This window comes from Flavobacterium ginsengisoli, assembly GCF_029625315.1.
Classification (GTDB): Bacteria; Bacteroidota; Bacteroidia; order Flavobacteriales; family Flavobacteriaceae; genus Flavobacterium; species Flavobacterium ginsengisoli.
The window spans coordinates 5,046,876-5,061,591 of sequence record NZ_CP121110.1 but is presented as its reverse complement, the minus strand read 5'-3'; the positions used below and the strand labels follow the sequence as shown (position 1 = coordinate 5,061,591).

13 protein-coding genes and 3 pseudogenes are annotated in these 14,716 nt (G+C 33.9%); 6 read left to right on the top strand and 10 right to left on the bottom strand.

Annotated features, from left to right (window positions below; translation table 11 throughout):
- Positions 1-2 precede the first annotated feature (2 nt).
- The 3 genes and pseudogenes from P5P87_RS24085 to P5P87_RS24075 all read left to right on the top strand — a co-directional run bounded on the left by P5P87_RS24085 (position 3) and on the right by P5P87_RS24075 (position 4,497).
- A pseudogene (locus P5P87_RS24085) lies at positions 3-1,185 on the top strand (thiolase family protein).
- Between the two features lie 179 nt (positions 1,186-1,364).
- A pseudogene (locus tag P5P87_RS24080) lies at positions 1,365-3,172 on the top strand (acyl-CoA dehydrogenase family protein).
- A gap of 308 nt (positions 3,173-3,480) precedes the next feature.
- On the top strand, positions 3,481-4,497 hold the full coding sequence (locus P5P87_RS24075; RefSeq protein ID WP_278020859.1) for a glycoside hydrolase family 18 protein: 1,017 nt from the start codon (positions 3,481-3,483) through the stop codon (positions 4,495-4,497).
- Between the two features lie 50 nt (positions 4,498-4,547).
- On the opposite strand, the gene P5P87_RS24070 is transcribed toward P5P87_RS24075, so the two are convergent.
- The 4 genes from P5P87_RS24070 to P5P87_RS24055 form a co-directional block, all read right to left on the bottom strand.
- Positions 4,548-5,039, bottom strand: coding sequence for a hypothetical protein (locus tag P5P87_RS24070; protein ID WP_278020858.1), 492 nt, complete (start codon positions 5,037-5,039; stop codon positions 4,548-4,550).
- A gap of 83 nt (positions 5,040-5,122) precedes the next feature.
- A complete protein-coding gene (locus tag P5P87_RS24065; RefSeq protein WP_198856479.1) occupies positions 5,123-6,037 on the bottom strand; it encodes a transporter in 915 nt (304 codons plus the stop codon).
- A gap of 41 nt (positions 6,038-6,078) precedes the next feature.
- Positions 6,079-6,594, bottom strand: coding sequence for a DUF4251 domain-containing protein (locus tag P5P87_RS24060; protein ID WP_198856480.1), 516 nt, complete (start codon positions 6,592-6,594; stop codon positions 6,079-6,081).
- A gap of 4 nt (positions 6,595-6,598) precedes the next feature.
- Positions 6,599-7,027, bottom strand: a complete 429-nt coding sequence (locus tag P5P87_RS24055; RefSeq protein ID WP_278020857.1) for an META domain-containing protein — start codon at positions 7,025-7,027, stop codon at positions 6,599-6,601.
- A 213-nt stretch (positions 7,028-7,240) separates the two neighbouring features.
- On the opposite strand from P5P87_RS24055, the gene P5P87_RS24050 reads away from it, so the two are divergent.
- Both P5P87_RS24050 and P5P87_RS24045 read left to right on the top strand, forming a co-directional pair.
- The gene (locus P5P87_RS24050; protein WP_111289248.1) at positions 7,241-7,768 is read left to right on the top strand and encodes a superoxide dismutase family protein; all 528 of its coding nucleotides are present in this window, start codon (positions 7,241-7,243) and stop codon (positions 7,766-7,768) included.
- A 110-nt stretch (positions 7,769-7,878) separates the two neighbouring features.
- Entirely contained in the window at positions 7,879-9,081 is a 1,203-nt protein-coding gene (locus tag P5P87_RS24045) for an LETM1-related biofilm-associated protein (RefSeq protein ID WP_278020856.1), read from the top strand.
- Positions 9,082-9,119: 38 nt separating this feature from the next.
- On the opposite strand, the gene can is transcribed toward P5P87_RS24045, so the two are convergent.
- The 4 genes from can to P5P87_RS24025 all read right to left on the bottom strand — a co-directional run bounded on the left by can (position 9,120) and on the right by P5P87_RS24025 (position 12,482).
- Positions 9,120-9,755 (bottom strand): carbonate dehydratase, encoded by a 636-nt coding sequence (can, locus tag P5P87_RS24040; RefSeq protein WP_198856483.1) that lies wholly within the window; start codon positions 9,753-9,755, stop codon positions 9,120-9,122.
- Positions 9,756-9,869: 114 nt separating this feature from the next.
- On the bottom strand, positions 9,870-11,459 hold the full coding sequence (locus tag P5P87_RS24035; RefSeq protein WP_278020855.1) for a SulP family inorganic anion transporter: 1,590 nt from the start codon (positions 11,457-11,459) through the stop codon (positions 9,870-9,872).
- A 139-nt stretch (positions 11,460-11,598) separates the two neighbouring features.
- Positions 11,599-11,880: a hypothetical protein gene (locus P5P87_RS24030; RefSeq protein ID WP_233074096.1), complete on the bottom strand. Its 282-nt coding sequence runs from the start codon at positions 11,878-11,880 to the stop codon at positions 11,599-11,601.
- Positions 11,881-12,002: 122 nt separating this feature from the next.
- Positions 12,003-12,482, bottom strand: coding sequence for a Dps family protein (locus P5P87_RS24025; RefSeq protein WP_111379024.1), 480 nt, complete (start codon positions 12,480-12,482; stop codon positions 12,003-12,005).
- A 107-nt stretch (positions 12,483-12,589) separates the two neighbouring features.
- Between P5P87_RS24025 and P5P87_RS24020 the strand changes: the two are divergent.
- Positions 12,590-13,539, top strand: a pseudogene (locus P5P87_RS24020) (LysR substrate-binding domain-containing protein).
- A gap of 28 nt (positions 13,540-13,567) precedes the next feature.
- On the opposite strand, the gene P5P87_RS24015 reads toward P5P87_RS24020, so the two are convergent.
- The gene (locus tag P5P87_RS24015) at positions 13,568-13,765 is read right to left on the bottom strand and encodes a hypothetical protein (protein WP_202003427.1); all 198 of its coding nucleotides are present in this window, start codon (positions 13,763-13,765) and stop codon (positions 13,568-13,570) included.
- Positions 13,766-13,937: 172 nt separating this feature from the next.
- The gene (gene mnmC2 / locus P5P87_RS24010) at positions 13,938-14,594 is read right to left on the bottom strand and encodes a tRNA (5-methylaminomethyl-2-thiouridine)(34)-methyltransferase MnmC2 (protein ID WP_278020854.1); all 657 of its coding nucleotides are present in this window, start codon (positions 14,592-14,594) and stop codon (positions 13,938-13,940) included.
- Between the last annotated feature and the right edge of the window lie 122 nt (positions 14,595-14,716).

Below are 14,716 nucleotides of genomic sequence, written 5' to 3'. Positions count from 1 at the left end.
AAATGAAAACAGCATATATAGTAAAAGCATATAGAACAGCAGTTGGGAAAGCTCCAAAAGGTGTTTTTAGATTTAAAAGACCTGATGAATTAGCTGCAGAAACCATTCAGTTTATGATGGATGAACTGCCTAATTTCGATAAAAAACGTATCGACGACGTTATGGTAGGAAATGCCATGCCGGAAGCCGAACAAGGTCTTAACGTTGGACGTTTGATCTCTTTAATGGGATTAAAAGTGGAAGACGTTCCAGGTGTTACAGTAAACCGTTACTGCGCATCTGGATTAGAAACTATCGGAATGGCAACTGCTAAAATCCAATCAGGAATGGCGGATTGTATCATTGCCGGTGGTGCAGAAAGTATGAGTTATATTCCGATGGGAGGTTACAAACCAACTCCGGATTATAAAGTTGCTTGCTGCAGGTCACGAAGATTACTACTGGGGAATGGGTTTAACTGCTGAAGCGGTTGCCAATCAATACAAAATCTCTAGAGAAGATCAAGATGAGTTTGCTTACAACTCTCATATGAAAGCCTTAAAAGCACAAGCAGAAGGAAAATTCGACAAACAAATCGTTCCGATTACTGTTGAGCAGACTTTCATCAATGAAAATGGAAAAAAAGAAACTAAATCATACGTTGTAAACAAAGACGAAGGACCAAGAGCAGGAACTTCTAAAGAAGCTTTAGCAGGTTTAAAACCAGTTTTTCTTGCTGACGGAAGTGTAACTGCGGGTAACTCTTCTCAAATGAGCGACGGTGCTGCATTCGTTTTAATTATGAGCGAAGAAATGGTAAAAGAATTAAACCTTGAGCCAATTGCACGTTTGGTAAACTTTGCTTCTTCTGGTGTTGAGCCAAGAATTATGGGTATCGGTCCGGTAAAAGCAATTCCGAAAGCGTTGAAACAAGCTGGTTTAACATTAAACGATATTGAGTTAATTGAGTTAAACGAAGCTTTTGCTTCACAAGCTTTAGCAGTAACTCGCGAATTAAATATTAACCCAGAAATCGTAAACGTAAACGGAGGAGCAATCGCTTTAGGTCACCCGCTAGGATGTACAGGAGCTAAACTTTCTGTTCAGTTATTTGATGAGATGAAACGCAGAGGCAATAAATACGGAATCGTTTCGATGTGCGTTGGTACAGGGCAAGGAAGCGCTGGAGTTTACGAAGTATTATAAGTATTATTAAGTAAAGTACACATATAGTTTGTCATTTCGACGAAGGAGAAATCTTCATGAGAAACTCGACAAAGATTGGAATCTCGATGTAGAGCTACTTGCGAAGATTTCTCCTTCGTCGAAATGACAAGATTGTGTACAAAAACCATAAATAAAAAACATACAAAAAAACATTAGCAATGGCAGATACAATCGAAAAAAACGTGACTCGTGGTGGTCAGTTTTTAGTTAAAGAAACAAAATGCGAGGATATCTTCACACCAGAAGATTTCTCGGAAGAGCAGTTAATGATGCGTGACTCTGTAAAAGAGTTCGTTGATAAAGAATTATGGGCGCACAAAGATCGTTTTGAGAAAAAAGATTACGCTTATACAGAATCATCTATGCGTAAAGCTGGAGAACTTGGACTTCTTGGAGTTGCGGTTCCAGAAGAATACGGCGGATTAGGAATGGGATTTGTTTCTACAATGTTAGTTTGTGACTACATTTCTGGAGCAACTGGTTCGTTCTCAACTGCTTTTGGTGCTCATACAGGAATTGGAACTATGCCAATTACACTTTATGGAACTGAAGAACAAAAGAAAAAATACGTTCCGTTATTAGCTTCTGGAGAATGGTTTGGAGCTTATTGCTTAACTGAACCAGGCGCAGGATCTGATGCTAACTCAGGAAAAACAAAAGCAGTTTTATCTGAAGACGGAAAATACTACTCTATTACAGGACAAAAAATGTGGATTTCGAATGCAGGTTTCTGTAGCGTTTTCATCGTTTTTGCTCGTATTGGAGACGATAAAAATATTACAGGTTTCATCGTAGAAAACGATCCTTCAAACGGAATTTCTATGAATGAAGAAGAGCATAAATTAGGAATCCGTGCTTCTTCTACTCGTCAGGTTTTCTTCAACGAAACGAAAGTTCCTGTTGAAAACATGCTGTCTGAAAGAGGAAACGGTTTCAAAATTGCAATGAATGCTTTGAATGTTGGTCGTATTAAATTGGCGTGCAGCTTGTTTAGATGCTCAAAGAAGAGTTACTTCTGGAGCTGTAAAATATGCTAACGAAAGAATTCAGTTCAACACTTCTATTTCATCTTTCGGAGCTATCCGTTCTAAATTAGCTGAAATGGCAACTAATGCTTACGCTGGAGAAAGTGCTTCTTATCGTGCTGCAAAAGACATCGAAGACAGAATTGCTTGCTCGTGAAGCAGAAGGAACTTCTCACCAAGAAGCAGAATTAAAAGGTGTTGAAGAATACGCTATCGAGTGTTCTATCTTGAAAGTAGCGGTTTCTGAAGACGTTCAATCTTGTTCTGACGAAGGAATTCAGATTTTTGGTGGAATGGGATTCTCTGAAGATACGCCAATGGAAAGTGCTTGGAGAGATGCTCGTATCGCTCGTATCTACGAAGGAACAAACGAAATCAACAGAATGCTTTCTGTTGGTATGTTGATCAAAAAAGCCATGAAAGGACACGTTGATTTACTTGGACCAGCAATGAAAGTTCAAGAAGAATTAATGGGAATTCCATCTTTTGATACTCCAGATTTCTCTGAATTATTTGCAGAAGAAAAAGTAATCGTTGCTAACTTGAAGAAAGTTTTCTTGATGGTTGCAGGAAGCGCTGTTCAAAAATACGGTCCTGAATTAGATGCTCACCAACAATTACTGATGGCAGCTTCTGATATCTTGATCGAAATCTACATGGCTGAAAGTACAATTTTGAGAACTGAAAAATTAGCAAAAGCTCAAGGCGAAGATAAAGTACAAGAGCAAATCGCTATGGCAAAATTATACTTGTACAAAGCGGTAGATATCGTAAACTTAAGAGGAAAAGAAGGAATCGCTTCTTTCGCTGAAGGTGACGAACAACGTATGATGTTAATGGGACTTAAACGTTTCACTAAATATACTAACCTGCCAAATGTTGTGGCACTTAGAGAAAAAATTGCGACAAAATTAGTAGCAGAAAACACATACTGCTTCTAATATAAAGATAGTTTTTAGCTTTTAATTTGTTATAAACCCGCACAAGTCCGAAACTGTGCGGGTTTATTTTTTTACAATTTTCAGTAAAAGGCATTTCCTACAAGTCGCAATAATTTTGCAGTTATTTGCAAAATATTTGTTAAAATTAGCTTTCCGACTCATAGAGAATAGTCAAACATCAAATGGATTGCATTATATTTAACATTCTAAAAACTATAAAAAACAAAATAATGAAACAAATTAACCTAATTGCATCATTTTTATTGTGCTTTTGCTTCACTGCCGCCTTCGCACAGAAAAATAAAAAAATGGACATTATTGCCTATTACACTGGCGATTCTCAACTTATTGATCAATACGAAGTTGGAAAATTGAACCAGATTATTTTTAGCTTTTGTCATTTAAAAGAAGGCAAACTAAGTGTCGATTCTGCAAAAGATTCTCTTACAATCAAACATTTAGTTTCCTTTAAAGCGAAAAATCCGCAACTTAAAATCGTTCTATCACTTGGTGGCTGGGGAGGTTGCGAACCTTGTTCAGAAGCTTTTTCTACTGCAGAAGGACGCTTAAAATTTGCAAAATCTGTAAAAGAAGTAAGTGACTATTTTAAAGTTGATGGTTTAGATTTAGATTGGGAATATCCATCAATTGAAGGACTTCCTGGACATTTATACCAAGCTGCTGACAAACCTAATTTTACAGAACTTCTTAAAATTTTACGTTCAACATTAGGAAAAAAATATGAACTAAGTTTTGCGGCTGGAGGTTTTCAAAAATGTTTAGATGAGTCTATAGACTGGAAAGCTGTTGCTCCTTATGTAAACCGCATTAATATTATGAGCTACGACTTAGTAAACGGATATTCAAAAGTTACAGGTCATCACACACCATTATACAGCACAAATCCGAAAGAAGAATCTACTGACAGAGCTGTTGAGTTTTTATTAAAAGCTGGTGTTCCTGCTGAAAAACTAGTAATTGGAGGAGCATTTTATACTAGACAATGGAAAAATGTAGAGAATATCAACAACGGATTATATCAAGCTGGAGAACACTTTCAAGGTGTTGACTTTAAAAACTACGCTACAACATATACAGAAGCAAACGGCTGGAAATATTTTTATGATGAAAAAGCTCAAGCACCATATTGGTACAATGCTTCAACGAAAACTTTTGCAACATCTGATGATTTAAAATCAATCAAAGCAAAAGCTGAATACGCAAAAGCAAAAAAACTAGGTGGAATTATGTTTTGGGAACTTACTTTGGATAGTTTCCGCGACGGAATGGTAAATGAGATTTACAAAGTTAAAACTGAAAAATAAAAAAAAACGGGAATCAAATTGATTCCCGTTTTTTTTATAGACGAATATTTTTACATCGTTTTAGTCTTATTTTTATCCATTTCACCAATAAATGGAATAGCTTCTAAAATTTCGCTTCTAATTATAGTTTGAAGATAAACCTCAAGTTGAATAAATTTTGTCGCATTTATTGAACCAATTGCTTTTTTTGCCTGATTATAAGTTTTAGAGTAAAGCTTTTCATAATCAACATGGTTTTTTAAAGTAGCTTTTGCCAATTCATCAGCTTTAGCATCGGTTAAAGTTTCGTAATTCGCCGCATAATCATTTATTAATTGAAACTTTGTCTGCCCTAAAGCCTTTCGCGACGTTTCATAATTATCGTAAACTTTTGCAAAGGCTGCCGCTTGTGCATCAGATAAATTCATGTACTGTTTTACCAGGTCAGCTTTAGATTTTCCATAAACACTTTGTACTACTTCTAAATCTTCTTTGTAAGAAGACTGCGCATAAGATGAAAATGAGGCTACCGCCATGATAAGAATAAGACTTAATTTTTTCATAGTTTCAATTTTAAATTTGTTTTTAAAAATATATGCATACTCAAATATACTGATTTTAAACACATTAAATCATAATCAAGATTTTAAAAGAAAGAATATTGATAAACTGCTGATAAGGCATAATAATTTAGTCCGTTGTTGGTATAAGCTCCAATATGATATTGAAATCTGACCGACTGCCCTTTGGCAATTGGGGTAGAAAAAGTTCCTCCTACTCTCCAGTTATCAATCTGGCTATCATCTGAAACTCCATCAGTAATAGTTCGTCCTCCAAAAAACCAAGTCGTATTGAAGCCAACCCACATTTGGTTCTTAAAATAATAGCTTGCATGCGCCTGAAGGCTATAGGTTGGTTTTTGCTCTAATTTTTTCCCTAAATAATCATTATTATCGGTATAAAACCACATCCCACCATAGGCTTCGGCATATACATGAGCAAACCGTTTCGACACCCCTATTTCAGGCTTAAAAGCCCAGCGGTTTGTTCCAATGTTTACTTGTTTATCACCATAATATCTTCCTGTTGGAATTGAAGTAACCAAACTGACTCCAAGAATTGTTTTTTGCTCAAAACTTCTAAATTCAGATTTATCAAGTGCAGGAGAACCAAGCAAATTAATTCCGAAACGCACTTTCATATCTGCAAAACCAGTTCTTGACCCAGTAACCAGCTGATCACTAATTACAGCAGATCCATCCATAAACGTAAAAGGTAGCGCTACCTGTATACGAGCCAGTTTATCTGCCATTCCAAATGTTCTGATATAATTTACAGCCATATTGTGGCTTTGAAGTGTAAAATCTTTTATGGGTAGAGAAGGATCTGTCAGCACATTTCCATTCATAAAAACATAACCTGCCGCAATTACATTTAAACCTTTAGGAACATTTGCATACACTCTGGGTTCTAAATCCTGACCAAATACGCTGCACACACCAAAAAAGAAAAACAAAACCGAAAACTGCCACTTTAATAACCAAAAAAAGATTCTTACCATATATTCAGACGAATTTGTGACAAGTTTAGTATTGAATTAAATCATTGTTTCTCTGCTGTTTTTGGAGCATATATTACTCCATCATAATTAATTGGACCTCTATTATTGCTACTCACAGAAAGTGTTGTACTTCCGTTATAGAATATAGAAAACGTTAAATCATAGACATCACTTTTACCTCTTACTGTTGCCTTTAGAATGGTATTATTCTTTTTAGTTTCAACCTTAATATTCTCAGGCTTGCCTTCAAATTTTATTCCGCCATCGCTATTATATCCTAAATTATAAGCACGTCCAAAGAAAGGCAAATCGCAAGTTGTGTTATCCGCATTAAACTTTAAAAAATAAGTATTATAATCGAGCTGAAGCAATCTACCTCCTTGAGGTGTTGCTTTTTGGGCTTCAAAAACAAAATTTTGAGAATCTATAAGAGCTTTGATTTCATTTTGTTTCTTTAACTCTCTTTCTTGTTTAAGTTCTTTTTTTGTTTTCTCCTGTGCAGAAACTGAAAAGTTAATTACAATCAAAAACAGTAAGACAGATAATTTAGTTTTCATAATACTATTTTTTCGTAAAACGCATCATGGCAATATCGCCAGAAATAAAATTCAAAGTCTTACCATCATCAGTTACATCGTAAGAAGTTATTTTCTGAAGCGTACTCAAATAAGTTTGTTCACCTTGCAATCCGTCCAAACACATCATTTTCGTTACTGCCATTGGCTGAGTAAAATCAATTTTGTTACCATCAACAACCAATTTCCCTGTGTATGAATTACAGCTTGCGTTACCCGAAACCTGATTTGTTTTGGTATCAAATTGTATGGATGGTTTTTTATTTGGGTATAATCCATCAAAAGCAATTCGTGGTCCAGAAATGTAATTCAATTCCCAAGTTCCATCAAGTTTAGAAACTGAATCTGTTTTTGTGCATTTGCAGGAAATTAAAAACGAACTAAAAAAAACGAGGGTAAAAATCTTTTTCATCATAACATTAAGGATTAAATGTGAGCGAATTAGATAAATGGTTTTCAGAAATTATTCGTTAAAAACCTATACGAATTTAAACAATATTTTCGGTTTTTAACTCAATCAATACTAAATTATAAAGTATAGTTTGACTTTTTTTTAACTTTTAGAGTTAATCAATTCCGTTATTTTATGTTAAATTTACTTAATCTTTAACTAAAAATGCCCGTAGATATGAAAAAACTAATTGTTTCTTTCGCTATAATTACAGCCTTAATCGTTGGTTGTAAAACAAATAACAAATCAAATGACGCTAAAACTCTGACTGTTGCATTAGAACCAAAAAGCAACAGCAAAGTAGCCGGAACTGCCACTTTTGTTGAGAAAAATGGCAAAGTAACTTTTACAGCAAAAATCACTGGATTAGAACCTGGAGTTCATGCCATTCACATTCATGAAAAAGCAGATTGTAGTTCTGCTGACGGAAGTTCTGCCGGAGGACACTGGAACCCGACTTTTAAAAAACATGGAAAATGGGGAGTTGGAGAATATCATAAAGGTGATATTGGAAACTTTACCGCTGATGCAAAAGGTAACGGATCTATCACTTTAACTACTGACGAATGGTGCATTGGATGCGGCGACAGTAACAAAGATGTTCTAGGAAAAGGCTTAATTGTACATGCAGGAACAGACGATTTTACAACCCAGCCAACTGGAAATGCAGGAGGAAGAGTTGCTTGTGCAGGAATCATTAAATAAGAAAAAAATTGAATAACCGCTATTTTTAACAAAATGTAGCGGTTATTTCATTTTAAAATGAATTCTAAAACAAGAAAAAGACATAGCTTTGCATCAGCAAAATTAAGTCCATGATTAACCCATCAGCACCAGGCTGGATCGATAAATTTTTTAGTGAACAGAAGTTTTCAGAAGCAATTCCTTTTGAAACAGTGGACTCGTTTTACTATAAAGTGAGAGAAACGGGATTCATTTACGGACATATTATTGCGATAGATTCTCAAATTCCGATTCCGATAAAAGGCTGGTTTAAAACCGAAATTTCAAAAGTTGCTTTACTTAATACGCTCTATCATGTTTTTTGTTTAGAGAAAAGAAATTCGGAACCTAAACATTTTATTTCTGAAGTTTTAAAGTTTTACAAGCAAATGAATCCAGAAGGATTTAATTTGTTTAAAATTTTATTGCCAAAAGATACGCCTTCCCTATCTCTGGAAAATATTATTGACCAGAGAGTTCAAACCAATGACAGCATTATTAGTAAAAACTTTTCGCATTTGGTAACCAATGCGCTTTTGTTTATTGATGTTTTGGCTTTCAGACAATATTTGGAGCATGGAGAAATTCCTGAAAAATATTTAAAAAGAATCGAGGAAACGGTTCTCGGAATTGTTGGTTTGGCCTTAAAAACCAAAACTGTAAAATCTCAGCATGATGATTTATTGATCAAACTTTTTGAAGCTTCTATACGCTATTCCAAATTTTCGAAAGTTACGGTTGAAACTTTAGAAACTTTAAATCTTGACTATTTTAAAAATAGACTTGAACATTATTACCTAATAGATATGGCCGGAATGGCTTTGTGGAGCGATGGTGTAGTTGAAAACGAAGAATCTTATTTTCTATACGCTTTAGGTTCAACAATGGGAGTTTCTGACGATTTTGTAACAAAAAGTATGGATACAACCAATACTTTTATTACAACACACAAAAAGAAGATTCCATATTTTAATTATTCCAATCCTGTTAAGCACTTTTATGATCAAATGACGCACAGTGTAGTCAAATTAATCATAAGAAACAAAAACCGATTGATTAAAGAAATTGTTCAAAGTAAAGAATTGATGGTGCTACTTGCCTATTCTACAACAAGAGATTTGGATGCAAAGGAAAAGAAAAAAGTAAAAAAACAGCTTTTGGACATTTGTAAAACCATTCCATCGCTAACCATATTTTTACTTCCTGGAGGAAGTTTACTTTTACCGATACTGATTAAGTTTATCCCAACAATGCTGCCATCGGCATTTAATGAGAATTTAGACGAAAACGAATAAAAAAAATCGCCCTCTAAAAGGGCGATTTTTATTTCTTATTAAAAGTCCAGCTTATAAACACTATCAAGCTCTGCATTTGAACTGATTGTAACATTTAAATCTGTTACAAAACCAGAATTCAATCCATAAACCCAACCGTGAAGCATAAGGTCTTGACCGTTTTGCCAAGCATTTTGAACAATTGACGTTTTAGCTAAATTATAAACTTGCTCTTTAGCATTTATTTCTACAAAAGCATTGAATCGCTCTGTTTCGTCTTCGATCGAATTCAAGTATTTATCATGCAAACGGTACTCATCTTTAATGTGACGAATCCAGTTATCAATAATTCCAACAGATTGATGCCCCATTGCCGCTTTTACACCTCCGCAACCGTAATGGCCACAAACAATAATATGTTTTATTTTCAAAACATTTACTGCATAATCTAGTACACTTAGCATATTCATGTCAGAGTGAACAACCATATTTGCAATGTTTCTGTGTACAAAAACTTCGCCTGGTTTTGCACCAACAATTTCGTTTGCAGGAACACGGCTGTCAGAACATCCAATCCATAATAGTGGTGGCTGTTGTCCTTTTGCCAAATCAGCAAAATAATTAGGGTCTTTTGCCAATGAAGTTTCAACCCACTTCTTATTATTTTCTAATAACTGCTCATAAAATTTTCTCATTTTTTTATTTTTTGTGTGGTAATTTCTAATTCTAGGAATGTCTCAAAAAAGAACTTAAATGTAAAGTTACCTAAAATTTGACATTTCTAAGGCCTTAAAAACACCATTTTTTAATTATTCTTCTCTAACAACTTCTTTTTTAACCAGTTCTCTTTTTGCTACATCATAATAGTGTTCTATTGTAACATGATTGTGATTTTCGGGTGTATTTTCTAATTCGTATGCTTCTTTAAATCCTTTAAGCTTTACTTTGATGTTTTCATCGATGGCTCTGGTTTCCTTAAATTCACGAATTAAATCTAAAACGTCATGAGCAATATACTCTGTATCATGAGCATTGATGATTACTTTAGAATTTTCTGGAATTTCTGCCAACGTTTGTTTGATTGCCGCTTTATTTAAAAATGAAACTTCTTGAGCTAAATCAATATGAATAAGGTCTCCATCTTCATATTCTTCTTTCTTGAAAACATAAGCTCTTTTCAAATTTCCTCTCAAAACAAAAACAATACTGATAACAATTCCCAGCGCAACACCTTTTAGCAAATCTGTCGCAACAACAAAGACCAAAGTTGCAATGAAAGGTACAAACTGGTATTTCCCCTTTTCCCAGAAATGCATAAAGGTTGCTGGTTTTGCTAGTTTATATCCAACCAAAATCAAAACAGTCGCCAATGTTGCCAGTGGAATCTTGTTTAAAATTGCTGGTATAGACAATACACTTATTAATAGAAGCACACCATGAATAATGGCAGACATTTTAGATTTTGCTCCCGCATTATTATTCGCAGAAGATCTTACTACTACAGAAGTCATTGGCAAACCTCCTAAAAGAGAGCTCACAATGTTACCAACTCCTTGTGCTCTAAGCTCAACATTAGTATTGGTATAACGTTTTTGAACGTCCATTCTATCAGAAGCCTCAATACATAAGAGCGTTTCAATAGAAGCGACAATGGCAATTGTAATAGCAACTACCCAAACTTGCGGATTTGTAATAGCGGTAAAGTCTGGGGTAATTATAATTGATTTAAAGTCTTCAAAAGATTTTGGAACTGGCAAAGAAACCAAATGTTCTTTTGCAATTGCCAAAGTGCTTCCTGTAGATACAAATATTTCGTTTAAAACAACTCCAGCAATTACAGCAACCAAGGCTCCTGGAACTAGTTTTATTCTTTTTAAGAAAGGAACTTTGTCCCAAGCTAATAAAATCACCAATGAAACCGCAGAAATTACTACAGCTCCTAAGTGAATATGATTTAAAACATCAAATAAAAATGAAAACGAATTGCTTCCATCATTTTGAACAAAAGCCTGATCTCCTTCGAAATCTGCATCATAACCAAAAGCGTGTGGTATTTGCTTTAAGATGATAATGATCCCGATACCCGCTAACATTCCTTCAATTACGTTTGTCGGAAAATAGTTTGATATACTTCCTGCCTTTAAAAATCCTAATGCTAATTGAATTAATCCAGCAATAAAAACAGACATTAAAAATACATCGAAAGCTCCTAAATCGGTAATTGCGGTTAAAATGATAGCTGTTAACCCAGCAGCTGGACCCGATACACTAATATGCGACTGGCTTAAATATCCAACAACGATACCACCCACAACACCAGCAATAATTCCAGAAAATAACGGCGCTCCAGAAGCCATTGCAATACCTAAGCACAACGGAAGAGCCACCAAGAAAACCACTAAACCTGAGGCAAAATCAGATTTAAGGTTGGCAAAAAGATTGATTTTTTTGTCATAATATAATACTAAAAAAATTATTCATTAAAGATTTACCCCATCTCGATAGAAATGCGGCTAAAGTTCGAAATAATCGGAAGTATTATGCTACGTTAGGTGGTGGAGCAAAAATGCTCGGAGAGATGTTGTCTAGTTTGACAATGTTTTCAGAAATGATTGTTTTTTTCTCGATGTAAACCGGAATCAAAACTTCATGCTCAAGAATAGTTGGATGAACTACATTTTTAAGTTCTTTATGCACTTCTTCTTCAGCAATACTAAAAGATATAGCCGTATTATTTCCTTTCTTAATCGCCTGAACAATTGTCGGGGTCGATAAGAAGGCAATAAATATGAATAATAATATGCGAGCTATAAATTTCATTGAAGCAAAAATAGCGTTAAACAAATAAAATCAAAGAGATTTTTATAGAAATTTAACATAAACAAAAAAGCAGAATGCAATTTTCATTCCATTCTGCTTCTATTTTATTAAAAACCAATATTTTACAATGACTCTTCCAACCAAGCATTCATCATCCAAATTGTTTTTTCTTGCTCTGCAATGAAGTCGCTCATCATAGAATTGGTACCTTCATCATTAATTTCGTCAGATTTGTTCAAGATTTCTCTTTCAATTTTTAATAAATCTGATAAAGAGTGAACAATAAGCTGAACCGCTTTTTCATCGTTAGAAATATTTTTTCCAACCGTCAATTTATTGTTTTTAATATAATCTTCAAAAGTATGCAGAGGCGTTCCTCCTATTGTCAAAACTCTTTCTGCGATCATATCTATTTTTAATTGTGCATCTGTATATAATTCTTCAAATTTTACATGTAAATCAAAGAAACGTTTTCCGCGAATATTCCAGTGAATTCCTCTCAAGTTTTGATAATAGACTTGAAAATTTGACAATAATACATTCAATTCTTTTACTAATAATTCTGATTCTTTTACTGGTAACCCTAAAATATTTGTCTTCATAATCTTATTTTTTACACTAATTTACTACAAATTTAGAGTAACTTTACTAAAATAAACATAAATAAAAATTATATTTTCTTATTTTTGCATCACAAATTACTATCAACATGACTATAACTCAATTGCAATATGTGTTAGCGGTTGCTGAGCATAAAAATTTCACTCTTCGCTGCTGAAAAATGCTTCGTAACACAGCCAACCTTAAGTATGCAAATACAAAAAATCGAAGAAGAACTTAATATTTTAATTTTCGATAGAAGTAAAAAACCGATCCAACTTACTGACATTGGACAAAAAATCGTAAATCAGGCAAAAAATATTGTAAACGAGGCTGATCGTATAAAAGATATAGTAGAACAACAGAAAGGTTTTATTGGCGGAGAATTTCGTTTAGGAATTATTCCAACGATTATGCCTACTCTTCTGCCAATGTTTTTGAATAACTTTATTAAAAAATATCCAAAAGTTAAACTCTTAATTGAAGAGTTGAATACCGAGGAAATTATTCTGAAACTAAAAAACGGACATTTGGACGCTGCAATTGCTCGCAACGCCGCTTGAAGACGAAAAAATTAAAGAAATTGTTTTGTATTTTGAACCTTTCGTCGCGTATATTCCTGAACATCATGCAAGTTTTCAGAAAGAAGAAATTGAAGTTTCCGATTTAAATCTGAATGAAATTCTGTTATTACAAGACGGACATTGCTTTAGAGATGGGATTTTAAATTTGTGCAAAAATGTCTCAGACGCCGATCAAACTAATTTCCAGATTCAAAGCGGAAGTTTTGAAACCTTAATTAAATTGGCAGACGAAGGCCTTGGTACAACGTTACTTCCGTACTTGCACACTTTAGACTTAAAAGAATCCGACAAACTGAAGCTCCGTAATTTTAAGGAGCCAAAACCTGCTCGAGAAGTAAGTTTAATTTACCCAAAGAGCGAATTAAAGATGCAAATCATTGATGCATTAAGATCTACAATTGCTGGCGTTGTAAAAGGCGCAATTGTTTTTCAGAATGTTCAAATCATTAGTCCGTTACAAAAGAAAGCGCAATAAAAAAGGAGCCAATTTGGCTCCTTTCTTTTTATACTTTAATTAGCTGTAGACTTGGCTTTAATTCTGGTTTTCCGACAACGAAATTAAGTAACCACTCTTGCAATTGTTCCATTTCGTAAGGTAACAGTGTTTTGATAGCTTTTTCTAACTCTTTGCAGAAAAGTATCGGATCGAAACTAACTCTCTCAAGTATTGATTTCGTATAATCAAACATCATTTTTGACATAATAAAATAAGATTTTCGGGGGTTATCTATTTTTTTAAACTCGAGCCAAATTTAAACAATTAACTAACATAAATTCTACTTTTAACTTATTTTTTTAAAAACTTTAGCAACGAATACGTTTTCTTAAAACACATAAATCAATGTAGAATTATTCTAAATAACTCATTTAAACCTATTTAAAAGCTCGAAACATTTCTCTTTTCCCTGGAGGTCCTTCTAATTTTTCTACAGTAAATCCAACTTCAATCATGCTTCTTTTAACAACTCCTCGAGCTGCGTATGTAACAAGAACTCCGTTTGGCTTTAAACTGTTATACATCTTCTGAAAAATTTCAGTACTCCAAAGTTCCGGTTGCACTCGGTAACCAAAGGCGTCAAAATAAATCAAATCAAAAATTTCAAAATCGTTTATTTCGTGAAAAAATTGTTTTCTTTTGGTTAACGAGAACAGGTCGCAAATTTCTATTTTTTCATTCCATTGCGATTTATGCATTTTTTCAAAAATGTTATAAAATTCCGATGCATCCAACTCGTCAGCATAATTCATTTCCAAAATCTCGTCTGCATCTACAGGATACGCTTCTACTCCAACATAATCAATAGTCTGTTTCTTTCTAACAGATTCTAAAAAAGTAATAAAAGCATTTAACCCTGTACCAAAACCAATTTCTAATATACTTATAGGATTATCAAATAATGAAAGACCGTTTTTAATAAAAACGTGCTTTGCTTCCTGAATTGCGCCATGTTTAGAATGATAGCATTCATCCCACTCTGGTAAACGAATTGTAGTTGAGCCATCTAGCGTTTTAATTATTTCTCTTTTCACTTTTTTCAGAATTTTACAATGGCTTTTTATTGGTTTTCAAGCCATTTTAATAATCAAATTTAATCAAAACTAATGCGTAAAGCCTTAAAAAACCATACTTTTTTCATAAAATCTTTATAAAA

Excerpts from the sequence above, each read along its gene's own strand:
- P5P87_RS24070 (WP_278020858.1), bottom strand. The coding sequence starts at position 5,039 with ATGAAAAAATTAAGTCTTATTCTTATCATGGCGGTAGCCTCATTTTCA.
- P5P87_RS24050 (WP_111289248.1), top strand. The coding sequence starts at position 7,241 with ATGAAAAAACTAATTGTTTCTTTCGCTATAATTACAGCCTTAATCGTT.
- P5P87_RS24045 (WP_278020856.1), top strand. The coding sequence starts at position 7,879 with ATGATTAACCCATCAGCACCAGGCTGGATCGATAAATTTTTTAGTGAA.
- P5P87_RS24075 (WP_278020859.1), top strand. The coding sequence starts at position 3,481 with ATGGACATTATTGCCTATTACACTGGCGATTCTCAACTTATTGATCAA.
- P5P87_RS24060 (WP_198856480.1), bottom strand. The coding sequence starts at position 6,594 with ATGAAAACTAAATTATCTGTCTTACTGTTTTTGATTGTAATTAACTTT.
- P5P87_RS24055 (WP_278020857.1), bottom strand. The coding sequence starts at position 7,027 with ATGATGAAAAAGATTTTTACCCTCGTTTTTTTTAGTTCGTTTTTAATT.
- P5P87_RS24015 (WP_202003427.1), bottom strand. The coding sequence starts at position 13,765 with ATGTCAAAAATGATGTTTGATTATACGAAATCAATACTTGAGAGAGTT.
- can (WP_198856483.1), bottom strand. The coding sequence starts at position 9,755 with ATGAGAAAATTTTATGAGCAGTTATTAGAAAATAATAAGAAGTGGGTT.
- P5P87_RS24030 (WP_233074096.1), bottom strand. The coding sequence starts at position 11,880 with ATGAAATTTATAGCTCGCATATTATTATTCATATTTATTGCCTTCTTA.
- P5P87_RS24025 (WP_111379024.1), bottom strand. The coding sequence starts at position 12,482 with ATGAAGACAAATATTTTAGGGTTACCAGTAAAAGAATCAGAATTATTA.
- P5P87_RS24065 (WP_198856479.1), bottom strand. The coding sequence starts at position 6,037 with ATGGTAAGAATCTTTTTTTGGTTATTAAAGTGGCAGTTTTCGGTTTTG.